The organism is Streptomyces sp. YIM S03343, from assembly GCF_054729195.1.
This window is the reverse complement of the sequence record NZ_JBPUKX010000001.1, coordinates 6,505,304-6,530,380: the sequence shown is the minus strand read 5'-3', so window position 1 is coordinate 6,530,380 and position 25,077 is coordinate 6,505,304. Positions and strand designations below refer to the sequence as shown.

Genomic DNA, 25,077 nt, shown 5'->3' with positions numbered 1-25,077 from the left:
GGGGCCATGGGCGATCTCGGGGTGGGTTTCGGTTACCTGGTGAAGGGCCAGCGGTGGGTGGGCCGGCACGGCAGGCAGTACGGGTTCGGGCTGCTGCCGGGGCTGATCACGCTGGTGCTGTATGTCGGGGTACTGGTCTCGCTGGCCGTATGGGGACCGGACTTCGTCGGCTGGGCCACGCCGTTCGCCGATGACTGGTCGAGCCCCTGGCAGGGGCTGTTCCGCGGGTTTCTGATCGTCGTCGTGTTCGCGCTCGGGCTGCTGCTCGCCGTCCTCACCTTCACCGCGGTCACCCTGCTGATCGGCCAGCCCTTCTACGAGAGCCTCTCCGAGACCGTCGACCGCGATGTCTCCCCCGACGGCACCGCCCCGCAGTCCGGGCTGCCGCTCTGGCGTGAGCTGTGGGTGTCGGCCCGTGACAGCCTGCGGATCCTGGTGCGGGCGCTGGTGTGGGGGGTGCTGCTCTTCGCCCTCGGGTTCCTGCCGTTCGTCGGGCAGACCGTCATCCCGGTGATCGGCTTCTTCGTCACCGGGTTCTTTCTCACCGAGGAGCTCACCGCCGTCGCACTTCAGCGCCGTGACGTCGAACTCCGCGCCCGCCTCACCCTGTTGCGCTCCCGCAAGACGCTGGTGTGGGGATTCGGCGCACCGCTGGGGCTGGCCTTTCTGGTCCCCGTCGTCGCCGTCTTCCTCATGCCCGGCGCCGTCGCCGGAGCGACCCTCATGGCCCGCGACCTCCTCGGCGAGGAGATCGACGACGGGGACGAGGACCAGGACCATCAGCAGGACGGGGACGACCGACCCGAGGGTGCCCGGGTCACCTGGTGACCGTTCCGCCCTCACGGTTGCCGTCCGGCCCGTCCGGTCCGTCCGGTCCCTCTGGCCCGTTCTCCCCGCTCTCCCCCAGCAGCCGCAAGAAGTCCCTGAACGCCCCCGGCATGTCCACCCCCTGCGGATCCAGCAGCCACTGGTACTGGAGTCCGTCCATCACCGCGACCAGCAGCGGAGCCGTACGTTCCGGGGTCAGCCCGTTCGGGAGGCGGTCGCCGTACTCGGTACGCAGGGCCTCCGTCATGGTCGCCCGCACCCGGTCGTAGCGCTCGGTGAAGAACTCGCGCGCAGGGTGTCCCTCCGTGACGCTCTCGCCGAGCAGTGCCGAGAAGGTCTGCACGATGCCGGGGCGCATCGCGTTGTACTCCACCAGTGCGGCCAGCAGGTCCAGCCGCCACTGTGAATCGGGGACGGCGTCCCATCTGTCGCGCTCGTCCAGGACTGCGACCAGCAGGGTGTCCTTCGTCGGGAAGTAGTGCAGCAGGCCCTGCTGCGTCAGGCCCACCCGCTCGGCGACGGCGGCCAGGCTCGCCCCGCGGTAACCGCGTTCCGCGATCACCTCCAGCGCCGCCCGCACGATCTCGGCGCGCCGTTCCTCGCTCCTCACCCTGGCGTTCACGCCCTCACCGTACGACACGCCCGGCGCAGCGACCCGCCAGTAAGGTCACGGCGATATAACAAAACCTACCGCTCTACAGGTAACCGTTGCACGATGGAGGCCAGCAGCCCCGCACGGACTCGATGAGGAGGTCCCGCGATGCCGGGAACCCGGGAAAACACAGCAGCCACCACGGACACCAGGGACACCAGGGACACGGCCAGCGCAGATCAGGCACGTGAAGCCGCGGTCGAGGCGGCGCTCGGCAAGCTCGGACTCGACGACAAAGCCCGTCTGCTGGCCGGGCAGGACATGTGGTCGCTGCCCGCACTCCCCGAGATCGGACTCGCGTCCCTCGTCATGTCCGACGGGCCCATCGGGGTGCGCGGAGTGCGCTGGACCTCCGACGACCCGTCCGTCGCCCTGCCCTCCCCGACCGCCCTCGCCGCCACCTGGGACCCGGACCTCGCGCACCGCGCCGGTGTGCTGCTCGCCCAAGAGGCCCGCCGCAAGGGCGTCCATGTGCTGCTCGCGCCCACCGTCAACCTCCACCGGTCCCCGCTCGGCGGACGGCACTTCGAGGCGTACAGCGAGGACCCGTACCTCACCGGGCGGATCGGCACCGGCTATGTGGCCGGGGTGCAGTCCGGGGGCGTCGGCACCACCGTCAAGCACTTCGTCGCCAACGACGCCGAGACCGACCGTTTCACCGTCGACAATCTGGTCGGCGAACGCGCCCTGCGTGAGCTGTATCTGGCGCCCTTCGAGGCCATCGTCGAGAACGCCCACCCGTGGGGCATCATGACGGCCTACAACTCCGTCAACGGCACGACGATGACCGAGCACCGCCGTCTGGTGCAGGAAGTCCTGCGCGGGGAGTGGGGGTTCGACGGGTTCAACGTCTCCGACTGGTCGGCCGCCCGTGCCACCGCGGCAGCCGTCGAGGGCGGTCTCGATGTCGCCATGCCCGGGCCGGACACCGTCTACGGCGCGGCCCTCGCCCAAGCCGTGCGGGACGGCGAGGTGGAGGAGGCGCAGGTCGACGAGGCTGTGCGCCGCGTGCTGCGTCTCGCCGCCCGGGTCGGGGCCCTGGCCGGTGCCGAACCGGTGGTCACCACGCCGCCCGAGGCCGTGGACGGCGCCGCCCTCGGCCGTGAGATCGCCCGCCGCTCGTTCGTCCTCGTCCGCAACGAGCGTGCGGCGCTCCCGCTGAAGCCCGGCGGCACGGTCGCCCTCATCGGCGCCGCAGCCCGTGACGCCCGTGTCCTCGGCGGCGGCTCAGCCACCGTCTTCCCCGCCCGCACCGTCTCCCCGCTCGACGGCCTCACCGCCGCCCTCCCCGAGGGCACCCTGACGTACACGCTCGGCGCCGACCCCAGTACCGAACTCAACCTGGGCGAAAAGGAGTTCGCGCTGCGCGCGGTGTGCCGGGACGCCTCCGGGGCGGTCATCGGCACCGGCACCGCGCCCGGCGGGCAGATCCAGTGGATGGGCTCCGACCTGCCCGACGGCGTCACCCACGAGACACTGCACACCGTCGAACTCACCGGCACCTACACCCCGCGCGAGAGCGGCACCCACACCTTCGGGGTCCGCGGCGTCGGCGTCTTCGCCCTCGCCATCGACGGCACCACCCACTGGGCCGACCTGCAGAGCGCCGAGGGCGACGACCCCTTCTCGGCCTTCTTCGGGGCCCCCGTCGCCCGCGCCGAGGCCGCCCTCACCGCCGGTGAGCCGGTGGACATCTCGCTCACCTACAGGGTGGCCTACGACCCTGAACTCCCCTTCAGGAACGTCATCTTCGCCATCGCCCACCAGTCGCCGCAGCGCCCGGCGGAGGAGCTGATCGCCGAGGCGGTTCAGGCCGCGCGCGCCGCCGACACCGCCGTGGTCGTCGTCGCCACCACCGACCGTGTCGAGTCCGAGGGCTTCGACCGCACCGATCTGCGGCTGCCCGGCCGCCAGGACGACCTGGTGCGCGCCGTCGCCGCCGCCAACCCGAACACGGTCGTGGTCGTCAACTCCGGCTCCCCGGTGGAGCTTCCGTGGCGGGACGAGGTCGCGGCCGTGCTGCTGACCTGGTTCCCCGGCCAGGAGGGCGGCGCCGCCCTCGCCGATGTGCTCACCGGGGCGCAGGAGCCGGGCGGGCGGCTCACGACCACCTGGGGCTCGCTGGCCGACGCCCCGGTCACCGAGGTCGTCCCGATCGACGGCGAACTGCCGTACACCGAGGGCGTGTTCATCGGCTACCGGGCCTGGCAGAAGGAAGGCCGCACCCCCGCCTACGCCTTCGGGCACGGGCTCGGCTACACCGACTGGACGTACGAGTCGGTGACCGTCGAGGGCACCAGGGCGACCGTGCGCGTCACCAACTCCGGTGACCGGGCCGGGCGCGAGGTCGTCCAGGTCTATCTGGCGCCGGGCGAGGCGGACGCCGGCCGTCCCGCCAAGTGGCTCGCCGGGTTCGCCGGGGTCGAGGCGGGGCCGGGGGAGAGCGTCGACGTCACCGTCGAACTGCCGCGGCGGGCCTTCGAGATCTGGGACGAGGGCAGCAGCTCATGGACGTGCGGGAAGGGTTCGTACGCCGTACACGTCGGCCGGTCGATCACCGACCTCCGGATCACAGCCACGGTCAACATCTGACGCGGTACCGGCGTGTCGGTGGCGGACGTCGCGGTGACAGACGTCGTGGTGACGGACGTCTGACGGCGGCCGGCGCTCGCCCGGGCGACCGGCGCGCGGCGCCCGGAGCCGGGCGCGAAGCCCCGCAGGACCGCCCCGGTCCGGGACCGGACACCCGGACCGGGGCTCACCGCACAGCGACCGGCGGCAGGCGGACGACGACGGACGACCGACGGCCGGACGACCGACAGCCGGACGGCCTCAGCGCGCCGAGAACGCGTACACCGTCTCCGACCGGTACACCCCGCCCGGCCGCAGCACCGTGCTCGGGAACTCCGGGTGGTTCGGCGAGTCCGGGAAGTGCTGGGTCTCCAGGGCGACGGCGTCACCGGGCGCGAACGGCTTGCCGAGGTGGTCGGCGGTGTAGAGCTGGATGCCGGGCTCGGTCGTCGACACCGTCATGACCCGCCCGGACCCCGGGTCGTGCAGCTCGGCGATCTCCTCCGCGGTGGGCGTGACGCCCTTGTCCAGCACGAAGTTGTGGTCGTAGCCGGAGCCGACCTCACGTCCTGCCCGGAAGTCGAACCGGGTGTCCGCGACGTCCTCCAGGACACCCGTCGGGATCAGATGCTCGTCCACCGCGGTGAACCGCGAGGCGGCGAGCCGCAGTTCGTGCCCGGCCGCGCTGCCGGAAGCGGCGCCGGCCAGGTTGAAGTAACCGTGATGGGTGAGGTTGATCACCGTGGGGGCGTCGGTGATCGCCTCGTACGAGATGCGCAGCGCGCCCGTGTCGTCCAGGGTGTACGTCGCCGACACCTCCAGACGGCCCGGGAAGCCCTCCTCGCCGTACTCGCTGACCCGGCTCAGCCGCACCCCCCGCTCGACCCGGGCCACCTCCCACACCCGCTTGTCGAAGCCGCGGGAGCCGCCGTGCAGGGAATTGGCGCCGTCGTTGGGCTCAAGGGCGTAGACCGCGTCGTCGAGCGGGAAGTGCGCGCCGCCGATCCGGTTCGCGTACCGGCCGACCAGCGCGCCGAGGTACGGCTCCGGGTGGGTCAGATAGCCGTCCAGGTCCGCGAAGCCCAGCGTCACGTGCGCCGGGCGCCCCTCCCGGTCCGGGGCCTCGACCGACTGCACGATCCCGCCGTACGACAGGACGCGCACCCGCACGCCGCCGCCCTCCAGCGTCCAGCGGTGCACCGGGGTCCCGTCGGAAAGTGTGCCGAAAAGTTCGCTCATGATGGAAACCCTAGGCCCTGTTCAGAGGCCTAGGCCACCGGCGCCACCGCTGTGACCGTGCGATATGCGATCTCGGCGAGCCGCGCCTGGCCGTCCTTGCTCGGATGGAACCAGTCCCAGTGGCTGAGCTGCTTCGTCCCGAAGCGGAAGTCGAAGACCGCGCCGCCGTCGAAGCGGCACCGCTCCGCCTCGGCGCACACGTCCTCCAGCACCTTGTTGTACTCCTCCACCCGCTCCTGAACCCGGTCCCGCCGCAGCGCCGCGCCCGAGGTCAGATCGTCCGCGTCGGACAGCATGGAGGGGCAGATGCCGAGCTTCCAGATCTGCTTGCCCAGCGGATTGCCGCGGCCCTGCGACCACAGCCGCTTCAGATTCGGCACGCTCGCCACATACACCTGCGTCTTCGGCAGCGCCCGGTGCAGTGCCGTCAGCGACCGCTCGAAGTCCGCGCGGAACGCGGCCACCGATGTCATCGCCGAAGCCCTGGCGCGGCAGGCGTCGTTCGCCCCCATCATCACCGTCACCAGCTGCGGACGCCGTGCCGCCGCCTGCCTGATCTGCCCCGGCAGATCGGCCATCCGGGCCCCGGTCACCGCGTAGTTCCAGCTGTGGTCCGCCGCTCGGTCCGCGCCCAGCAGCCGCACCGCGAGGCTGTCGACGTCCGGTGAACTGCCGGTGGCCCAGGACACCTCCGGGCAGTCCGACAGGACCGTACAGGCGTCGAAACCACGGGTGACGGAGTCGCCGACCGCCGCCACCGACGAGGGGCTGCGGTCCCAGGCGGGGGTGGGAGAGGGCTTGGCCTTCGCCGTCGTACGCCCCGGGTCCGGGGCGCCGTCGCCGGACGCGGAGCAGCCCGCCGTACCGAGGAGTAAAGCGAGCAGGACGGAACCGACGGCCCGCCCGCAGCGGCGGCGACCATTCCCCATGCCCTCGTCCGTCCCCTCGTAGCGGCCCCATGCTTCCAACCCATGACAACCCGTAAGGGTTCCCGCCGCAGGACGTGCGACGGCTCACACTCGGACAAGAACCTGTCCGGCGGATCGGGTCGGAGGAAACCGACGGGACCCGTCAACTCGGGTGAGCGGGGGCCGGCGCGTGCAGCTGCAAGGCGGAGGAGGGAGTCGACGCGATGGGGGTCCCCCCTGTTCGAGCGCAGCCGAGAACTCGGGGGAGTCGGCGACCGACGACAACGCCGCAGATGTGCGTGCCGGCCCCCGCGTCTCCGGCACGGTCCGCCGGACAGGTTCTAGCTCCCCACGGGTGAATGGGGGGCGTTTCCGGGCGGTGGGACGGACGGTACGTCACACTCCTTGCGCCGTCGCACGGTAGCCTCGCCATCAGCGGGGCAACCCTGCCGCCGCCCACCAGCCCGTATCACGTCCTGCTCAGCCCGGAGGTCCCGGTGACGACACGTGGAGTCCTGTATGTGCACTCCGCGCCCCGCGCGATGTGCCCGCACGTCGAGTGGGCGGTCGCCGGGGTGCTGGGCACACGCGTCAGCCTGGACTGGATCCGTCAGCCCGCCGCACCCGGCACCTGGCGCGCCGAGTTCTCCTGGCAGGGCCAGCCGGGCACCGCGTCCAAGCTGGCCTCCGCGCTGCGCGGCTGGCACATGCTGCGCTTCGAGGTGACCGCGGAGCCGTGCGCCAACGCCGAGGGCGAGCGCTACAGCTGCACCCCCGACCTCGGCATCTTCCACGCCGTCACCGGCATCCACGGCGACATCCTCATCCCCGAGGACCGGCTGCGCGCCGCCCTCACCCGCTCCCAGCGCGGCGAGACCGATCTGGAGGCGGAGATCGCCAAGCTGCTGGGCAAGCCGTGGGACGACGAGTTGGAGCCGTTCCGCTACGCGGGCGAGGGCGCCCCGGTCCGCTGGCTGCACCAGGTGGTGTGAGCCGCCTCATACACGGCTCGAGCACGGCTCACGCACGGCTCAAAAGCACGAATCACGCACGAATCACGCACGGCTCACGCACAACTCATACGCGGTTCATACGCGGTTCATACACAAGGAGCGGGCCCCCACCGATCGTCCGATCGGTGGGGGCCCGCTCCTTGTGACCGAGGCGCTGCGCGGGCGCCCGCGGGCGCCTGGCGGCGTTCTCAGACCGTGCGGAAGGCGAGTACGACGTTGTGGCCGCCGAAGCCGAACGAGTCGTTCAGCGCGGCGATACGGCCCTCGACGGGCAGCTTCCTGGCCTCGCCGCGGACGATGTCGGCGGTCGCCTCGGCCTCGGGGTCGAGGTTGTCGATGTTGATGGTCGGCGGGGCGATGCGGTGGTACAGCGCGAGGACGGTGGCGACCGACTCCACGCCGCCCGCGCCACCGAGCAGATGACCGGTCATCGACTTGGTCGCGGAGACCGCGATGTGGTCCGCGTCGTCGCCGAACACCTTGCGCAGCGCCTTCAGCTCCGCGACGTCACCGGCCGGGGTGGAGGTGGCGTGCGCGTTGACGTGCACGATCTCCTTCGGGTCCAGGTCGGTGCCTTCCAGCAGATGCTGGAGGGCGTGGGCGATGCCGCGGCCCTCCGGCTCCGGTTGCACTATGTCGTGGGCGTCCGCGGAGATGCCCTGGCCGACCGCCTCCGCGTAGACGCGGGCACCGCGCTTGGCGGCGTGCTCGGCGGACTCCAGGACCAGCACGCCGGAGCCCTCGCCGAGGACGAAGCCGTCCCGGGCGGTGTCGTAGGGGCGGGAGGCGCCCTGCGGGTCCTCGTTGTTCTTGGACATCGCCATCATGTTGCCGAAGGCGGCGATGGGCAGCGGGTGGATCGCCGCCTCGGTGCCGCCGGCGACGACCACGTCGGCCCGGCCGGTGCGGATCATCTCGATGGCGTAGCCGATCGCCTCGGCGCCCGACGCGCAGGCGGAGACGGGGGTGTGGACGCCCGCGCGGGCACCGACGAGGAGACCCACGTTGGCGGACGGGCCGTTCGGCATGAGCATGGGGACGGTGTGCGGGGAGACGCGGCGCACGCCCTTCTCCCGCAGTACGTCGTACTGGTCCAGCAGGGTCGTCACTCCGCCGATGCCGGAGGCGATGACGGCACCGACCCGGTCGGGGTCGGCCTCGCCGTCCTCACCGGCCTTGCCGGTGAAACCGGCGTCGGCCCACGCCTCCTGGGCCGCGATCAGCGCGAACTGCGCCGAGCGGTCCAGCTTGCGGGCCTGCGGCCGGGGGATGACCACGGTGGGCTCCACGGCGACGGGCGCCGCGATGCGGACCGCCTGCTCGGCGGCCCAGTCCTGCTCCAGGGGCTTGACGCCGGACTTGCCGGCCACCAGGCCCTCCCAGGTAGAGGCTGCGTCGCCACCCAGCGGTGTGGTTGCGCCGATACCGGTGACGACCACGGTGCGATTGGTCGGGCTCACGGGAATTCTTTCTCCAACGGATACGGGGATCAGCGGCGCCACCGCCGGGTGGCGGGGCCGGGCGGGCCGACCCGAGCGGGCTCGGGCGGACAGGCCGTCCGAGCGGGGCCCGGGCCGGCCGAACCGGCCCGGGCGGGGCTCAGGCCTGGTGCTTGAGGATGTAGTCGGTCGCGTCGCCGACGGTCTTGAGGTTCTTGACGTCCTCGTCCGGGATCTTGACGTCGAAGCGCTCCTCGGCGGCGACGACGACCTCGACCATGGACAGCGAGTCGACGTCCAGGTCGTCGGTGAAGGACTTGTCCAGCTGGACGTCCTCGACCGGGATGCCGGCGATCTCGTTCACGATCTCCGCGAGACCTTCGACGATCTCTTTCTGAGTGGCGGCCATCTTGGCGCTCCTTCTTGGGTATCCAGAGGGTGTGGCGGTGGTGCTCGGCCCGTACCGGACGCATGATCCGGTACGAAGTGCCTAGGGGAGGGTAACGACAGTGGCGGCGTAGACGAGACCCGCCCCGAATCCGATGACGAGCGCGGTGTCGCCGCTCTTCGCCTCGCCGGTCGCCAGGAGCCGCTCCATCGCGAGCGGGATCGAGGCGGCCGAGGTATTGCCGGTGGTGCGTACGTCACGGGCGACGGTCACATGCTCCGGCAGCTTCAGCGTCTTCACCATCGAGTCGATGATCCGCTCGTTGGCCTGGTGCGGAATGAAGACGTCCAGTTCGTCCGGCGTCAGCCCGGCGGCGTCCAGCGCCTCCTTGGCGACCTTCGCCATCTCGAACACGGCCCAGCGGAACACCGCCTGGCCCTCCTGCGTGATCGCAGGGAACTTGGCGACCTCGCCGTCGCGGTAGTCCGTCCACGGCACGGTCTGCTTGATGGTGTCGGCCTTGTCGCCCTCGGAGCCCCAGACCGTCGGGCCGATGCCCGGCTCGGTCGCCGGACCGACCACGACCGCACCGGCGCCGTCACCGAAGAGGAAGGCGGTGGCCCGGTCCTCCAGGTCGGTGAGCTCGGACAGCCGCTCCACGCCGATGACGAGGACGTACTCGGCGGAGCCTTCCACGATCATGCCCTTGGCGAGCGTGAGCCCGTACCCGAACCCGGCGCAGCCCGCCGAGATGTCGAAGGCGGCGGCCTTGTCCGTGCCCAGCTTGTCGGCGATCTCCGTCGCGACGGCCGGGGTCTGCTTGAAGTGGGAGACGGTGGAGACGACCACAGCGCCGATCTGCTCGGCGGTGATCCCGGCGTCGGCGATGGCCTTGCCGGACGCCTCGATCGACATCGCGGCGACGGTCTCCTCGTCGGACGCCCAGTGCCGGGTCTCGATGCCGGAGCGGGAGCGGATCCACTCGTCGGACGAGTCGATCGTCTCGAGGATCACCTCGTTCGGCACGACCCTCGTCGGACGGTAACCGCCCACGCCGAGGATGCGCGCGTACGGGGCGCCCTTGCTGGGCTTGATCTTCGACATGATCGGTCGGCTCCTTTAGGGGACGTCAGGAGTGCTCGGAGATGAGCTCGCGGGCGGCGTCGAGGTCGTCGGGGGTCTTCAGGGCCAGCGTCCGGACGCCGGGCAGCGCACGCTTGGCCAGACCGGTGAGCGTACCGCCGGGGCACACCTCCAGCAGCGCGGTGACACCGAGTGCCTTGAAGGTCTCCATGCACAGGTCCCAGCGGACCGGGTTGGCGACCTGGCCCACCAGCCGCTCCAGCACCTCCGTGCCGGTCGCGACGGCCTGCCCGTCCTTGTTCGAGACGTACGTCACCTTCGGGTCGGCCGGGGCCAGTTCCTGCGCGGCCTTGGCGAGCGCGTCCACGGCGGACGCCATGTGATGCGTGTGGAAGGCGCCGGCCACCTTCAGCGGGACGACCTTGCGCACGCCCTCCGGCTTGTCCTCGGCGAGTGCGGCGAGCTGCTCCAGCGTACCGGCGGCCACGATCTGACCGGCGCCGTTGACGTTCGCCGGGGTCAGGCCAAGCTTCTCCAGGTGCGCGACCGAGGTCTCGGGGTCGCCGCCGAGCAGCGCCGACATACCGGTCTCGGTGACCGCGGCGGCCTCCGCCATGGCGAGCCCGCGCGCGCGGACCAGGCCGAGCGCGGCACTGTCGTCGATGACACCGGCGAGCGTGGCCGCGGTGATCTCGCCCACACTGTGACCGGCCACCGCGCCGGGCGTGATGTCACCCAGTGCCGCGGCGGACAGCAGACCGGCCGCGACCAGCAGCGGCTGCGCCACCGCGGTGTCGCGGATGGCGTCCGCGTCGGCCTGGGTGCCGTAGTGGACGAGGTCGAGCCCGATGGCCTCCGACCAGGCCGCGACACGGTCGGCGGCACCGGGGAGGTCGAGCCATGGAGTCAGGAAGCCGGGCGTCTGTGCGCCCTGGCCCGGAGCGACGAGTACGAGCACTCTCACACTCTCTCTTGAGGACGGCCGAGGCCGCCCGTGGGGACAAAGACGAAGAACACTCTGGGGTTTTGTGGACCTCCGACAAAGCGCTACGACTGCGCTACGACTGGAGATCGCCCTCGGCCAGCCGACCCAGGATCAGCGCGATCCGCAGGGTGAAAGCAGAGCGTACATCCGAGGGTGACCAGCCGGTGACGTCAGTCACACGTCGGAGCCGGTAGCGCACGGTGTTGGGGTGGACGAACAGCATCCGGGCGGCCCCTTCGAGGCTGCTCGCCTGTTCCAGATAGACGCTCAGCGTCTCCAGCAGAGCGGACCCGGCTTCTTCGAGCGGTCTGTAGATCTCCTCCACCAACAGCTCACGCGCGGTGGGGTCCCCGGCGATCGCGCGCTCCGGGAGCAGATCGTCGGCCAGCACCGGCCGCGGTGCGTCCTGCCAGGCGGAACACGCCTTCAGGCCCGCGGCGGCGGCCTGTGCGGACCGGGTGGCGGCGAGCAGATCGGGCACCACGGAACCGGCCACCACGGGCCCGGCCGCGAAGGGTCCGATGAGCGATTTCGCGACGGCGAGCGGATTGTCGCTGCCGCCCGCGATGACGACGAGCCGGTCCCCGAGCACGCCCGTCAGCACCTGGAGCTTGGCGTGCCGCGCCGCCCGCCGGATCGCCTCGACCGTCAACTCCGAGTCACCGTCCGGCGCGGTACCGAGCACCACGCAGACATGCTCGGGAGAGTTCCACCCGAGGGCCGCGGCCCGGCTGACGGCACCCTCGTCGGCCTCACCGCTCAGTACGGCGTTCACGACGAGCGACTCCAGCCGCGCGTCCCAGGCACCGCGTGCCTCGGCGGCCTGGGCGTAGACCTGCGCGGTGGCGAAGGCGATCTCGCGCGCGTAGACGAGCAGCGCCTCCCGCAGCACGTTCTCGTCGCCGGGGGCCGCCACCTCGTCGATGGCGCTCTCCATCACCTCGATGGTGGTGCGCACCATCTCGACGGTCTGCCGCAGCGTGATCGCCCGGGTCAGTTCACGGGGCGCGGTGCCGAACACATCGGTCGAGATGGCCTGGGGCGCTTCCGGGTGCCGGAACCACTCCGTGAACGCCGCGATACCGGCCTGCGCCACCAGCCCGATCCAGGAACGGTTCTCCGGGGGCATCGCCCTGTACCACGACAGGGTCTCGTCCATCCGCGCGATGGCCTGGGCGGCGAGACGTCCGGAGGACTTCTCCAGCCGCTTGAGGGTGGCGGGGTGGGAGTGGGCGGGTCGTGCGTCGGGGTTGACGGCGCTGGTCTCGGGTTCGGGCACGGGACAAGCCTGCCTCATCCGGCGGGGGTGAGTGTCCACGGGGAGCCCGCGGACACCGTGACCCCGATCTCCTCACGTCCTGTGACCCGGCGGCCCCGGCCGCCCCGGGGGTACCGCACGCTCCCGCCGAGGGCCCGTCACAGCGTCGTCCTCCCGGAGTTACAGCTTCACGATCATCTTCCCGGTGTTGTCGCCGCGCAGGACGCCCAGGAAGGCTTCGAGGGTGTTGTCGATGCCCTCCGCCACCGTCTCCCGGTACTTCAGGGCGCCGGAGGCCACCCAGGGGCCGACCTCGGCGACGAACTGCGGCTGGAGGTCGTAGTGGTCGCCCACCAGGAAGCCCTCGATACGGCCGCGGGTCTGGATGAGGCGGGCCAGGTTGCGGGGGCCGGGGACGGGTTCGGTGACGTTGTAGACCGAGATCATGCCGCACACGGCGATCCGGCCGCCCTGGTTCAGCGAGCCGATGGCGGCCTCCAGGTGGTCACCGCCGACGTTGTCGAAGTAGACGTCGACGCCGTCCGGCGCCGCCTCCCGCAGTTGCTTGCTCACCGGGCCGTTCTTGTAGTTGAAGGCGGCGTCGAAGCCGTACTCCTCGACGAGCAGCCGGACCTTCTCGTCCGAGCCGGCGGAGCCGATCACCCGCGAGGCTCCCTTGAGCTTGGCGATCTGGCCGACCTGGCTGCCCACGGCCCCCGCGGCGCCGGAGACGAAGACGCTGTCGCCCTCCTTGAAGGACGCGGTGCGCAGCAGACCGGCGTAGGCGGTGAGGCCGGTCATGCCGAGGACGCCGAGGTAGGCGGAGAGGGGGGCGGCGTCCGGGTCGACCTTGACGGCGTGCTTCGCGTCCATGACCGCGTACTCGCGCCAGCCGAAGAAGTGCAGCACATGGTCGCCGACCGCGATGCCCTCGGCCTCGGAGGCGACGACCTCGCCCACCGCGCCGCCCTGCATGACCTTGCCCAGCTCGAAGGGGGCGGAGTACGACTTGGCCGCGCTCATCCGGCCCCGCATGTACGGGTCGACGGACAGGTACGTGTTCCGCACGAGCACCTGGCCCTCGCCCGGGACCGGGACCTCCGTCTCGACGAGGGCGAAGTCCGTCAGCTCGGGCCAGCCGACGGGACGGCTGAGCAGGTGCCATTCGCGGTTGATCATGTGAGTGCCCTTTCACGGAAATACTTCAGCATCTGAAATAATCATGCGCTTCAATATTTAAGGATGTCAAGTAACGGGTAGGCTTGAGTACATGTCAACGCCATCGAAGCACCGCCGCCCCGACGCTCTGACCATCGAGGTCGTCGAGCTCATCGGGGACGTCGTGGCGCGTTTCTACGCCGACTACGAGGATGCGGCGGGCGAGCACACGTTGACGGGCGCGCAGGCCCGGCTGCTGAGCATGCTGTCGCTGGAGCCGCTGCCGATGCGGAAGCTGGCGCAGAAGCTGAAGTGCGAGCCGTCGAACGTGACCGGGATCGTGGACCGGCTGGAGTCCCGGGGGCTGGTCGAGCGCCGCGCGGATCCGGCGGACCGGCGGGTCAAGCTGGCCGCCGCGACGGACGAGGGACGCCAGGTCGCCCGGGATCTGCGCGACGGCCTGCGGTTCGCCCGGGAGCCCCTCGCGGGGCTGTCCGAGGAGGAACGGACGGCTCTGCGGGATCTGCTGCGGCGGATGCTGGACGCCGGAGCGTCATCGCCGCCGTGACGGCCGGCCGCCGGTCAGGTGCGGATGGCGTCCCGCCGGGTGGCGCAGCCGATCAAGTCGCGGGAATCCGCGGGCCGGCGGCGGCTCGGCCCGACCCTGCGCCCAACGGGCCCGCGCAGGGCGCCTCGTGGACCGTCGGCTCGGTGAAGATCGCCTGGAGCCTCGTACCGGAACGAGTGACGCGACGCGGTAGCACCGGGCGAGGCGGACGACGACGGCCCGGAGCCCGGAGCCGTGGCCGCGAGGCGGCGGACGCAGGCGCCCTCGACGCGCCGGTCGCCTTCGCATCACCAGCACTCCGACGGCCGCACCGGTCAGGTGCACCACCACAGGAACTGCTCGCAGGTCTCCGAGGGAGACGGCGACGCGGTAACACCGGACGACGCGGACGACGACGGCCGGGAACCCGGGGCCGTGGCCCGTGAAGAGGCGGACGCGGGCGCCTTCGACGCCACGGCGCCCGTTCCACCGGGGTTGCCGGTCGCGTTCGCGGCCTCGTCGGCCGCGCCTGACGCGTCCGCGCTTCCCGACGGCGACGCCGACGCCGTCGAGGAGGCCGACGGCGAGTCCGAGGCGCCCGGCGAGGGGGTGGCCCCGCCCGACGCCCCGCCGTCCGCCCCGGCCGTCCCCTCCCCCGTGGAGGGCGACGCCCCGTCGTCCGGCGTGCCGTCCGCCGCCGCGGGTCCCGAACCGGAGAAGCCCGGCGCGTCGGCGCCGAGTTCGGCGAGACCCAGGCCGCCCGCGGCGAGCGCCAGCGCCGCGACGGCCAGCACGGTCCGGCGCCGCCGGCGGCGGTGCGCTACGGCCTTGCGGCCCCGGCGGCCGGCAGCGTCGGGCTGGTCCGTCTCGTCATCGGGTTCATCCGGATCGCCTGGTTCGGCGGCTTCGTCACCCTCGTCGGGTTCGCGCGGCCCGCCGTGATCGTCGAGACGGCCGAGATGGCCGAGATGGCCGAGATCGCGGGCCTCGGCGGAAAAACCAGGAGGACCGGAAAAACCGGAAAGACCAGAAAGATCAGGAGGCCCAGGGTGACCGGTATGACCAGGATCACCCGGCTCGCCGACGGCGCCTTCGCCGCCGTACCCGCCAGGGCCCTCAGAGCCCCGAGAGTCCCCGGATCCGGCGTACGCCCCCCGGACCCCGCCGCGCTCCGCGCGAGGCCCGTCCGCTGGTGCGCCGCACCCCGGGCAGGTGAGGGCGCCGTTGAGGTGTCGTCGGCACGGGTGGCAATAATCCATGACGCGGGAACACTAAATTCCGAGAAGGTAACGTTCCTAGACCGTTCCGTGAAGATTCCGTGTGGGGTCGCATGAGTGTCCGAAGAGATTGCCCGAACCGTTCCCTGCCGCACCCATTGACACCCCGCACGGCTCGTCTCTACTGTCACGCCAGCATTTCGAACGTGTGACGAAATCTCGAACAGCCGAAGGGGTTCGCCGTGCGCATCACCGGAGTCAGCACCCACGTGGTCGGCACGCCGTGGCGCAATCTGACGTACGTCCAGGTGCACACCGACGAAGGTGTCACGGGCGTCGGCGAGACCCGCATGCTGGGACGCACCGACGCACTGGTCGGCTACCTCCGCGAGGCCGAGGCGAACCACATTCTCGGCTCGGACCCCTTCGCGACGGAAGACCTCGTGCGCCGGATGAAGTACGGCGACTTCGGCCGCGCCGGTGAGATCGTGATGTCCGGCATCGCGGTCGTCGAGATGGCCTGCTGGGACATCAAGGGCAAGGCGCTCGGCGTACCGGTGTGGCAGTTGCTCGGCGGCAGTGTGACGGACCGGGTCAAGGCGTACGCCAACGGCTGGTACACCACCGAGCGCACCCCGGACGCGTACCACAAGGCGGCCCGCGCGGTGATGGAGCGCGGGTACAAGGCCCTCAAGATCGACCCGTTCGGCACCGGCCACTTCGAGCTGGACCATGAGCAGACCCTCTACTCCGTCTCCCTCATCGAGGCCGTGCGCGACGCCATCGGGCCTGACGCCGAGCTGATGCTGGAGATGCACGGCCGGTTCTCCCCGGCCACCGCCGTGCGGCTCGCCCGGGAGCTGGCGCCGTTCGCGCCGGCCTGGCTGGAGGAGCCGGTGCCGCCGGAGAACCTGAAGGCGCTGGAGAAGGTCGCCGCCAAGACGGACCTGCCGATCGCCACCGGTGAACGCATGCACGACCGCATCGAGTTCCGCGAGCTGTTCGAGAGCCAGGCCGCCGACATCATCCAGCCCGACGTCGGCCACATCGGCGGCATCTGGGAGACCCGGAAGCTGGCCGCGACCGCCGAGACGCACTACACGCTGATCGCCCCGCACAATGTGGGCGGCTCGGTGCTCACCGCCGCCTCGCTCCAAGTGGGCTTCACCACACCGAACTTCAAGATCCTGGAGCACTTCAACGACTTCGCCGACGCGGAGATCAAGAAGGTGGTCAAGGGCGCCCCGGAGGTCGTCGACGGCTACTTCCAGCTCTCCGACGCGCCCGGTCTGGGCGTCGAGCTGGACACCGACGCGGCCGCCGAATTCCCGCAGCAGCAGGCCCGGTTCGACCTGTGGGCCGAGGGCTGGGAACAGCGCCGGCCCAAGGGGACGCAATGAGTACCGCCGTCGTCATCCAGGCGCCGGGCTCGCACCAGCTGGTCCCGCACGAGCCGCGCGAGCCCGGCCCCGGCGAGGCCCTCGTCGCCGTCCACACCGTCGGCATCTGCGGCAGCGACCGCGAGCTGTACCAGGGCAACCGGCCCGAGGGGTACGTCCGTTACCCGATCATCCCGGGCCATGAGTGGTCCGGGACCGTCCGGTCCGTGGGCAGCGGGGTGCCGGAGCCGTTCGTCGGCCGGAAGGTCGTCGGTGAGGGCTTCCGCAACTGCCAGGTCTGCGACCGTTGCCACGCGGGCGAGACGACGCTGTGCACGGCCGGCTACGAGGAGACCGGGTTCACCCAGCCCGGCGCCATGGCCGCCACGCTGACGCTCCCTGCACGCCTCCTGCACATCCTCCCGGACGACGCCGATCTCACGGCCGCCGCCCTGCTGGAGCCCGCCGCCTGTATCGCGGCCGCCGCCCTCAAGGCGAAGGTCCTGCCGGGCGAGCGGGTGGCCGTCGTCGGCACCGGGACGCTGGGCATGTTCGCCGTGCAGTTCCTCAAGGCGAGCTCCCCGTCCGAGCTGCTGGTGGTCGGTGCCCGACACGACCGGTTCCCGCTGGCGAAGGAGTACGGCGCCACCGACTTCCGCGTCAAGGGCCAGAAGTATCCCGACGACTTCGACGTCGTCATCGAGACCGCCGGGTCCACGACCGCCGCACGCACCGCCGCCTCCCTGCTCAGGCGGGGCGGTCGCCTGGTCCTCACGGGCATCCCGGCGCCGGGGGCGGAGGGTTTGGACCCAACGGCCCTGGTCGTACGGCAATTGGAAGTGTCAACTGTGTTCGGAGCTTCACCGGAGGCCTGGGTGCACACGGTGCGGGTTTTCGGAGCCGGTCTGCTCGATCCGCTGCCGCTCGTCACGCACGAGCTGCCGCTGTCCGAGTTCGCGCAGGCCATCGAACTGGTGGGGTCCGGCGACCCCAAGGTCGGAAAAGTCGTGCTTCACCCCTGGACGTACGCCGGTACGGGGGTGACCTGACGGCCTGCCGTACCGGCGTACCACCTGACCCATTGCAGCCCAAGTCTCGAACACCGTCCGAGATACCGAACACATCGAGCATGCCGAAGGACACCTCGTGACCGACCCAGACCCTCCCGCCACGGCGGCCCGTCGCCCCGGCGAGCCGGCGCTCGCCGCGCTCGGCCTGGGCGCGCCTCCTCTCTCCCCCGCCGACACCTCGCCCCACGCCTTCCCGTGCGGTGGCCGCTGGCGCACCGAGATCCCCTCGTGCGAGGGCCCCGAGGCGCTGGCGATCATCCTCAAGGAGTCCTCGCTGCTCGACGTGCCGGTCCACCGGATCAGCCAGGGCAGCGGTGTGTGGATGCTGACCGACGCCGAGATCACCGAGATGGTCGAGGCCACCGACGAACGCGGCATCGAGCTCTGCCTGTTCACCGGCCCGCGCGGCAGCTGGGACATCGGCGGTTCCATACGCACCGACTCGGGGGGCGCCGGGCAGCGCGCCCGCGGGCACGACGCCGTGGCCGGGTGTGTGGAGGACGCTCTCAGGGCGGCGGAGCTGGGTGTCAGGTGTCTGCTCGTGGCCGACGAGGGCGTGCTGTGGACGCTGCACCGGGCGCGGTCCGAAGGGCTCCTCCCGGCCGACACCACCCTCAAGGCCTCGGCGCTGATCGGTCCGGTCAACCCGGCCTCGTACGCCGTCTACGAGATGCTCGGCGCCGACTCCATCAATGTGCCCAGCGATGTCACGCTCGGTCACGTCACGGAGATACGGCGGGTCTCCGCCGCCCCCATGGACATGTACATCGAGGCCCCGGACGATCTCGGCGGCTATGTACGGATGTACGAGGTCGCCGAGCTGATCCGGCGCGGCGCACCGCTCTATCTGAAGTTCGGGCTCTCCAAGGCCCCCGGGATCTATCCCTACGGCCACCACATGCGGGACGTGACGCTGGCCACCGCACGGGAACGTGTGCGGCGCGGCCGGCTGACGCTGGACCTGCTCGAACGGCACGGCGCCGGGGGCGACATGGCGTCGCTCGGGTCACGGCTGCCCGGGAAACTCAGGCGGTTCGACATGCCAACATAACATTTTTGAAACTAACCTTCACAAAACAAGACGTTGTCAAACATAATCCAACACAATCGGCCTTCCCACCCACCCCGGATCGTCTGCAAACCGCAGACCGGAACTGCCCCACTGACATCAAGGAAGATGATCATGCGCACTCGCAGAGCCGCCCTCACCGCCATAGCCGGAGCCGCTTCCCTCGCCCTGACCCTGTCCGCCTGCGGCCAGAGCGGCGAAGGCGGAAGCAAGGACAAGGGCACCAGCGCCAAGGGCGCCACCATCGGCATCGCGATGCCGACCAAGTCCTCCGAGCGGTGGATCAACGACGGGGCCAACGTCGTCAAGAACCTGGAGTCGAAGGGCTACAAGACCAAGCTCGTCTACGGCGAGGACGACCCCGACCAGCAGGTCTCCCAGGTCGAGAACCTGATCACGCAGGGTGTGAAGGCGTTGATCATCGCCTCCATCGACAACAAGTCGATGAACAACGTGCTCCAGCAGGCCAAGGACGCCAACATCCCGGTGATCTCCTACGACCGGCTCATCCTCGGCACGAAGAACGTCGACTACTACGCCTCCTTCGACAACGAGAAGGTCGGCGAGCTCCAGGGCGGCTACATCCTCGACAAGCTCGGCCTCAAGGACGGCTCGAAGAAGGGCCCGTTCAACATCGAGCTGTTCGCCGGCTCCAACGACGACAACAACACCCGCTACTTCTTCTCGGGCGCGATGAAGGTCCTGCAGCCCTACATCGACAAGAAGCAACTCGTCGTCCGCTCCGGCCAGACCGGCCTGACCCAGGTCACCACCCTGCGCTGGGACGGCGGCACCGCCCAGAAGCGCATGGACGACATCCTGACGTCGGCGTACAAGAGCCAGCGCGTGGACGCGGTGCTCTCGCCGTACGACGGCATCTCCATCGGCATCCTCTCGGCGCTGAAGTCCGACGACTACGGCTCCAAGAGCAAGCCGCTGCCGGTCGTCACCGGTCAGGACGCCGAGGTCGCCTCGGTGAAGTCGATCATCGCCGGCGAGCAGTCGATGACCGTGTACAAGGACACCCGCAAGCTCGCCGACGTGGCCTCCGGCATGGTCGACGCCCTGCTCAAGGGCAAGAAGCCCGAGACCAACGACACCAAGACCTACAACAACGGCGCGAAGGTCGTCCCCGCCTACCTGCTCACGCCGGTCAGCGTCGACAAGACCAACTACCAGAAGGAAGTCGTGGACTCCGGCTACATCAAGGCGAGCGACCTGAAGTGAGTCGGCGGGATTTCCCCGACCGAACCCCGAACCAACGCTGATTGGAAGGCACGACCATGGCGGGACCCGTCCTGGAAATGCGCTCGATCGTCAAGACCTTTCCCGGCGTCAAGGCGCTGTCGGACGTCACCCTCACCGTCCAGCAGGGCGAGGTCCACGCCATCTGCGGGGAGAACGGCGCCGGCAAGTCGACCCTGATGAAGGTCCTCTCCGGCCTCCACCCGTACGGCACGTACGAGGGCGAGATCCTCTTCGAAGGAGAGGTCTGCCGGTTCAAGGACATCCGGGCGAGCGAGCACCAAGGCATCGTCATCATCCACCAGGAACTGGCGCTGCAGCCCTATCTCTCCATCGCGGAGAACATCTTCCTCGGCAACGAGCACGCCACGCGGGGGATCATCAGCTGGACCGAGACGCTGCGGCACGCCACCGAAGTGCTGCGGCGGGTCGGTCTCAGCGATCACCCCAACACCCGCGTCGCCGACATCGGCGTGGGCAAGCAGCAGCTCGTGGAGATCGCGAAAGCCCTGTCGAAGAAGGTGAAGCTGCTCATCCTCGACGAGCCGACGGCCTCGCTGAACGACGAGGACAGCGGCAAGCTCCTGGACCTCATCCTGGAGCTGAAGAAGCAGGGCATCACCTCGATCATCATCTCCCACAAGCTCAACGAGATCCGCAGGGTCGCCGACTCGGTGACGATCCTGCGCGACGGGCGGACCATCGAGACGCTCGATGTGAAGGCCCCGGAGACCACCGAGGACCGGATCATCAGCGGCATGGTCGGCCGCGACCTGGAACACCGTTTCCCGGAGCGGACGCCGCACAAGCAGGAGACCGACACCGCCCCGGCCCTGGAGATCCGCAACTGGACCGTCCACCACCCCATCGACCAGCAGCGCAAGGTCGTCGACGATGTGTCGCTCCAGGTACGGCGCGGGGAGATCGTCGGCATCGCGGGCCTGATGGGCGCCGGCCGCACCGAGCTGGCGATGAACGTCTTCGGCCGCTCCTACGGCCGGTACGCGGGCGGCACGGTCCTCAAGGACGGCGAGGAGATCCGTACCAAGACCGTCGCCGAGACGGTCAAACACAAGATCGCGTACGTCACCGAGGACCGCAAGCACTACGGCCTCAACCTCATCGACAGCATCAACCGCAACATCTCGCTGACCGCCCTGGGCAAGGTCGCAAGGCGGGGGATCGTCGACGAGCACGAGGAGCAGCAGGTCGCCGAGGGCTTCCGCAAGTCCATGAACATCAAGGCGCCGACCGTCTTCGAGCGGGCGGGCAAGCTGTCCGGCGGCAACCAGCAGAAGGTCGTCCTCAGCAAGTGGATCTTCGCGGGTCCCGATGTACTGATCCTGGACGAGCCGACGCGCGGTATCGACGTCGGTGCCAAGTACGAGATCTACACGGTCATCGACCAACTGGCCGCCGAGGGCAAGGCGGTCGTCTTCATCTCCTCCGAGCTGCCGGAGCTGCTCGGCATGTGTGACCGCATCTACACGATGGCTGCGGGACGGCTGACGGGCGAGTTCTCGAGGGCCGACGCCTCGCAGGAAGCGCTGATGCGCCAGATGACTAAGGACAAAGAGGTAACCCGATGAGCACGGAAGTGACCGCCACGACGCCGGCCCCGGCGCCGCCCGGCAAGGAAGGCACGGGTACGGGCGACGGCCTGCTGCAACTGTTGTTGGACGGCATGCGTCGCAACATGCGGCAGTACGGCATGCTGATCGCCCTCGGTCTGATCGTGGTGCTGTTCGCCGTGTGGACCAACGGCGACCTGATCCTGCCGCGCAACGTCTCCAACCTGGTGCTGCAGAACAGCTACATCCTGATCCTCGCGATCGGCATGATGCTGGTCATCATCGCGGGCCATATCGACCTGTCGGTCGGCTCCTTGACGGCGTTCATAGGCTCGATGGCAGCCGTCTTCATGGTCAAGCACGACCTGCCCTGGCCGCTCGCGGTGGTGCTGTGCCTGGCCATCGGTGCCGCCGCGGGTGCCACGCAAGGTTTCTTCATCGCGTACGCCGGCATACCGGCGTTCATCGTGACCCTGGCGGGCATGCTGGTCTTCCGCGGTCTGACAGAGATCTTCCTGGACGGCCAGACCCTGGGCCCGTTCCCGGAGGGTCTGCAGAAGGTCGCCAACGGCTTCCTGCCCGAGGTCGGCCCGGACACGAACTACCACAACCTCACCTTGCTGCTCGGCTTGGTGCTGGTCGCGTTCGTGGTCTTCCAGGAGCTCCGCAACCGCAAGCGGCAGCGCCAGTTTGAACTGGACGTCCTGCCCGCCAACCTGTTCATGCTGAAGCTGGTCGCGATCGGCGCCGCGATCCTCACCCTCACGATGCTGCTCGCCAGCTACAAGGGCGCCCCGATCGTCCTGCTGATCCTGGGCGTGCTGCTCGTCGGCTTCGGCTATCTGATGCGGAACGCGGTCTTCGGCCGTCATATCTACGCCATCGGCGGCAATCTGCCCGCGGCCCAGCTGTCGGGTGTCAAGGACAAGAAGATCACCTTCCTGGTCTTCGTGAACATGGGCATGCTCGCGGCCCTGGCGGGTCTGGTCTTCGCCGCCCGCTTCAACGCGGCCTCTCCCAAGGCCGGCCTCAACTTCGAGCTGGAGGCGATCGCGGCCTCGTTCATCGGCGGTGCGTCGACGAACGGCGGTGTCGGCACCGTACTCGGCGCGATCATCGGTGGCACGGTCCTGGGCGTGCTGAACAACGGTATGAACCTCGTCGGCATCGGCACCGACTGGCAGCAGGTCATCAAGGGCCTGGTGCTCCTGGCGGCGGTCGGGTTCGACGTGTGGAACAAGCGCAAGTCCGGTTCGTAAGCAACGGGCCCCGCATGCACCGCGGTGCATGCGGGGCCCGACCTCATTCGGCTCGGTCCGCCCCCGGAGGTACACCCCCCGCGGCGGACCGGGCCACAGACAAGAGGAGCCGCGCATGGAACTGAACAGACGCACAGTCATCGCAGGAGCGGCAGCGGCGGGTGTGGCCGCCACCGCACTCGGCGGCACGGCCCACGCCTCGGAGGCCTCGGAGGCCTCGCAGGCCCCAGTCGGCGGGAAGCCGACGAAGGCGCTCTTCGGCAAACTCGCCGACGGCACCAAGGTCCACCGGTGGTCGCTGGAGAACGGCGGCACCCGGCTGAAGGTCCTCTCCTACGGCGGCATCGTCCAGTCGCTGGAGATACCGGACCGTCACGGCCGCCACGCGAACGTCTCCCTCGGCTTCGACACCATCGAGGAGTACGTCGCCTCCAGCCCGTACTTCGGCGCCCTGATCGGCCGCTACGGGAACCGTATCGGCAAGGGGACGTTCACCCTCGACGGCAAGAGCTACCAGCTCTCCGTCAACGACGGCGTGAACAGCCTGCACGGCGGCGCCAAGGGCTTCGACAAGCGGGTGTGGGACGTCGAGCCGTTCACCAAGGGCTCCGACGTCGGCCTGCATCTGCACTACACCAGCGTCGACGGCGAGATGGGCTACCCCGGCACGCTGAAGGTGAAGGTGACGTACACCCTCACCCGGCACGGCGACTGGCGCATCGACTACGAGGCCACCACGGACAAGGCCACCGTCGTCAACCTCACCAACCATACGTACTGGAACCTCGCCGGCGAGGGCAGCGGCACGATCGAGGACCACGAGCTGACGATCGCCGCCTCCCGCTACACGCCGACCGACTCGGGGCTGATCCCCACGGGCGAACTGGCGAAGGTCTCCGGCACCCCCTTCGACTTCCGCAAGGCCAAGTCGATCGGCCGGGACATCCGCGCCGGGCACGTCCAGCAGGTGCAGGCGAAGGGCTTCGACCACAACTGGGCCCTGGACAAGGGGATCACCGCGAAGCCCGAGCACGTGGCCACGCTGCACGACCCGCGCTCCGGCCGCACCCTGCGCATCGCGACCGACCAGCCGGGGCTCCAGTTCTACTCGGGCAACTTCCTGGACGGCACCCTCACCGGCACCGGCGGCCGCACCTACCGCCAGGGGGACGCCCTGTGCCTGGAGACGCAGCACTTCCCGGACTCGCCGAACAAGCCGTCGTTCCCGTCCACCACGCTGCGGCCGGGGCAGGTCTACCGCTCGACGACGGTCCACTCGTTCGGCCGCTGACGGCTCCTCGATCTCCTTGAATTTCCGCACACAAAGGGCGGCCCGTGCTCTCCGGAGAGCACGGGCCGCCCTTTGTGTGTCACACACGGGGCTTGGCGGTCAGCCGCCGGTCACCTCCGGGTTGCCGTAGTACGCGTCGGGACCGTGCTTACGGGTGTAGTGCCGGTTGAGCAGGTGACGCGGGGGCGGGGCGGTGGACGCCAGCGCCATGGTGTGGATCGCCATGTCGGCGATGGCCATGGTGTGGATCGCCATCTCCGCGACGGCTTCGCAGATGATGGAGTGTTCCAGGGACTTGCGGGCGGTGCTGCCCCAGGTGAAGGGCCCGTGGTTGGCGACCAGCGCGCCGGGGACCTCGGCCGCCCGGTCGTCGTCGCGGAGCATGTCGACGATGACCTTGCCGGTGTTGTACTCGTAGTCCTTCGCGCACTGGTCGGCGGTCAGGTCCGGGGTGCACGGGATGGGCCCGTTGAAGGTGTCCGCGTGCGTGGTGCCCAGCACCGGTATCTGCTGGCGCGCCTGGGCGAAGGCCACCGCATGGGTGGAGTGGGTGTGGGTGACGCCGCCGATGGACGGGAACGCCAGATACAGACAGCGGTGCGTCTCCGTGTCGGTGGACGGCTTCAGGTCGCCTTCGACGACCGCTCCGTCCGAGAGACGTACCGTCACCAGGTGCTCGGCCCTCAGGTCCTCGTACGGGACCCCGGAGGGCTTGATGACGAACACCCCCGCCTCACGGTCGACCCCGCTCACATTGCCCCAGGTGAGGGTGGCGAGCCCGGCCTTGGGGATGGCCAGGTTCGCCTCCAGCACCTCCTGCCGCAGGGCGTCCCGGTCTTGTGCGGTCATCAGGTGTCTCCTCTTCTCCTGCGTCCCCGGTTTATCCGGTTTCTCCTGCTTTCCTGCG

At 70.0% G+C, this 25,077-nt stretch carries 22 protein-coding genes; 11 read left to right on the top strand and 11 right to left on the bottom strand.

What is annotated here, in order from left to right; genetic code table 11:
* Positions 1 to 6 precede the first annotated feature (6 nt).
* A complete protein-coding gene (locus ACSYGN_RS28725) occupies positions 7 to 828 on the top strand; it encodes an EI24 domain-containing protein (RefSeq protein WP_460400606.1) in 822 nt (273 codons plus the stop codon).
* Here the strand turns inward: ACSYGN_RS28725 and ACSYGN_RS28720 are convergent.
* Positions 818 to 1,468, bottom strand: coding sequence for a TetR/AcrR family transcriptional regulator (locus ACSYGN_RS28720; RefSeq protein ID WP_460400604.1), 651 nt, complete (start codon positions 1,466 to 1,468; stop codon positions 818 to 820). The two genes, ACSYGN_RS28725 and ACSYGN_RS28720, sit on opposite strands and share 11 nt — an antisense overlap.
* A gap of 120 nt (positions 1,469 to 1,588) precedes the next feature.
* Between ACSYGN_RS28720 and ACSYGN_RS28715 the strand changes: the two genes are divergently transcribed.
* Positions 1,589 to 4,072 (top strand): glycoside hydrolase family 3 protein, encoded by a 2,484-nt coding sequence (locus ACSYGN_RS28715; RefSeq protein WP_460400602.1) that lies wholly within the window; start codon positions 1,589 to 1,591, stop codon positions 4,070 to 4,072.
* Positions 4,073 to 4,312: 240 nt separating this feature from the next.
* Here the strand turns inward: ACSYGN_RS28715 and ACSYGN_RS28710 are convergent, their stop codons facing one another.
* Together ACSYGN_RS28710 and ACSYGN_RS28705 are read right to left on the bottom strand one after the other, a co-directional pair.
* On the bottom strand, positions 4,313 to 5,290 hold the full coding sequence (locus tag ACSYGN_RS28710; RefSeq protein WP_460400600.1) for an aldose epimerase family protein: 978 nt from the start codon (positions 5,288 to 5,290) through the stop codon (positions 4,313 to 4,315).
* Between the two features lie 29 nt (positions 5,291 to 5,319).
* Positions 5,320 to 6,219 (bottom strand): SGNH/GDSL hydrolase family protein, encoded by a 900-nt coding sequence (locus ACSYGN_RS28705; protein ID WP_460400598.1) that lies wholly within the window; start codon positions 6,217 to 6,219, stop codon positions 5,320 to 5,322.
* A gap of 476 nt (positions 6,220 to 6,695) precedes the next feature.
* On the opposite strand from ACSYGN_RS28705, the gene ACSYGN_RS28700 reads away from it, so the two are divergent.
* Positions 6,696 to 7,190 carry a DUF3145 domain-containing protein gene (locus ACSYGN_RS28700; RefSeq protein ID WP_460400596.1) on the top strand — a complete coding sequence of 165 codons (495 nt, stop codon included), beginning with the start codon at positions 6,696 to 6,698 and terminating at the stop codon, positions 7,188 to 7,190.
* A gap of 209 nt (positions 7,191 to 7,399) precedes the next feature.
* Here ACSYGN_RS28700 and fabF read toward each other — a convergent pair whose 3' ends face one another.
* The 6 genes from fabF to ACSYGN_RS28670 form a co-directional block, all read right to left on the bottom strand.
* On the bottom strand, positions 7,400 to 8,671 hold the full coding sequence (fabF, locus tag ACSYGN_RS28695) for a beta-ketoacyl-ACP synthase II (protein WP_460400594.1): 1,272 nt from the start codon (positions 8,669 to 8,671) through the stop codon (positions 7,400 to 7,402).
* Positions 8,672 to 8,810: 139 nt separating this feature from the next.
* Positions 8,811 to 9,059: an acyl carrier protein gene (locus tag ACSYGN_RS28690; RefSeq protein WP_460400592.1), complete on the bottom strand. Its 249-nt coding sequence runs from the start codon at positions 9,057 to 9,059 to the stop codon at positions 8,811 to 8,813.
* A gap of 81 nt (positions 9,060 to 9,140) precedes the next feature.
* A complete protein-coding gene (locus tag ACSYGN_RS28685) occupies positions 9,141 to 10,142 on the bottom strand; it encodes a beta-ketoacyl-ACP synthase 3 (protein ID WP_460400590.1) in 1,002 nt (333 codons plus the stop codon).
* Positions 10,143 to 10,167: 25 nt separating this feature from the next.
* Positions 10,168 to 11,079 carry an ACP S-malonyltransferase gene (locus ACSYGN_RS28680; RefSeq protein WP_460400588.1) on the bottom strand — a complete coding sequence of 304 codons (912 nt, stop codon included), beginning with the start codon at positions 11,077 to 11,079 and terminating at the stop codon, positions 10,168 to 10,170.
* A gap of 100 nt (positions 11,080 to 11,179) precedes the next feature.
* Positions 11,180 to 12,385 (bottom strand): PucR family transcriptional regulator, encoded by a 1,206-nt coding sequence (locus tag ACSYGN_RS28675; RefSeq protein WP_460400586.1) that lies wholly within the window; start codon positions 12,383 to 12,385, stop codon positions 11,180 to 11,182.
* A gap of 159 nt (positions 12,386 to 12,544) precedes the next feature.
* The gene (locus ACSYGN_RS28670; RefSeq protein WP_460400584.1) at positions 12,545 to 13,543 is read right to left on the bottom strand and encodes an NADP-dependent oxidoreductase; all 999 of its coding nucleotides are present in this window, start codon (positions 13,541 to 13,543) and stop codon (positions 12,545 to 12,547) included.
* Between the two features lie 91 nt (positions 13,544 to 13,634).
* On the opposite strand from ACSYGN_RS28670, the gene ACSYGN_RS28665 reads away from it, so the two are divergent.
* Positions 13,635 to 14,090: a MarR family winged helix-turn-helix transcriptional regulator gene (locus tag ACSYGN_RS28665; protein ID WP_460400582.1), complete on the top strand. Its 456-nt coding sequence runs from the start codon at positions 13,635 to 13,637 to the stop codon at positions 14,088 to 14,090.
* Between the two features lie 314 nt (positions 14,091 to 14,404).
* On the opposite strand, the gene ACSYGN_RS28660 is transcribed toward ACSYGN_RS28665, so the two are convergent.
* Positions 14,405 to 15,328, bottom strand: a complete 924-nt coding sequence (locus tag ACSYGN_RS28660) for an SCO2400 family protein (protein WP_460400580.1) — start codon at positions 15,326 to 15,328, stop codon at positions 14,405 to 14,407.
* Positions 15,329 to 15,528: 200 nt separating this feature from the next.
* Between ACSYGN_RS28660 and ACSYGN_RS28655 the strand changes: the two genes are divergently transcribed.
* From ACSYGN_RS28655 to ACSYGN_RS28625, 7 genes are all read left to right on the top strand, one after another.
* Positions 15,529 to 16,686: a mandelate racemase/muconate lactonizing enzyme family protein gene (locus tag ACSYGN_RS28655; RefSeq protein WP_460400578.1), complete on the top strand. Its 1,158-nt coding sequence runs from the start codon at positions 15,529 to 15,531 to the stop codon at positions 16,684 to 16,686.
* Positions 16,683 to 17,714, top strand: coding sequence for a zinc-dependent alcohol dehydrogenase (locus ACSYGN_RS28650; protein WP_460400576.1), 1,032 nt, complete (start codon positions 16,683 to 16,685; stop codon positions 17,712 to 17,714). Before ACSYGN_RS28655 ends, ACSYGN_RS28650 begins: the two co-directional genes overlap by 4 nt.
* Before the next feature lie 97 nt (positions 17,715 to 17,811).
* Entirely contained in the window at positions 17,812 to 18,786 is a 975-nt protein-coding gene (locus ACSYGN_RS28645) for a hypothetical protein (protein WP_460400574.1), read from the top strand.
* 126 nt (positions 18,787 to 18,912) lie between these two features.
* Positions 18,913 to 20,031, top strand: a complete 1,119-nt coding sequence (gene chvE, locus ACSYGN_RS28640) for a multiple monosaccharide ABC transporter substrate-binding protein (RefSeq protein ID WP_460400572.1) — start codon at positions 18,913 to 18,915, stop codon at positions 20,029 to 20,031.
* A 56-nt stretch (positions 20,032 to 20,087) separates the two neighbouring features.
* Positions 20,088 to 21,638, top strand: a complete 1,551-nt coding sequence (gene mmsA / locus ACSYGN_RS28635; protein WP_460400570.1) for a multiple monosaccharide ABC transporter ATP-binding protein — start codon at positions 20,088 to 20,090, stop codon at positions 21,636 to 21,638.
* Positions 21,635 to 22,879, top strand: a complete 1,245-nt coding sequence (gene mmsB / locus ACSYGN_RS28630) for a multiple monosaccharide ABC transporter permease (RefSeq protein WP_460400568.1) — start codon at positions 21,635 to 21,637, stop codon at positions 22,877 to 22,879. Before mmsA ends, mmsB begins: the two co-directional genes overlap by 4 nt.
* Before the next feature lie 115 nt (positions 22,880 to 22,994).
* Positions 22,995 to 24,170 (top strand): aldose epimerase family protein, encoded by a 1,176-nt coding sequence (locus tag ACSYGN_RS28625; protein ID WP_460400566.1) that lies wholly within the window; start codon positions 22,995 to 22,997, stop codon positions 24,168 to 24,170.
* Between the two features lie 99 nt (positions 24,171 to 24,269).
* Here the strand turns inward: ACSYGN_RS28625 and araD are convergent, their stop codons facing one another.
* Positions 24,270 to 25,019, bottom strand: coding sequence for an L-ribulose-5-phosphate 4-epimerase AraD (gene araD, locus ACSYGN_RS28620; protein WP_460400564.1), 750 nt, complete (start codon positions 25,017 to 25,019; stop codon positions 24,270 to 24,272).
* Positions 25,020 to 25,077: the final 58 nt, after the last annotated feature.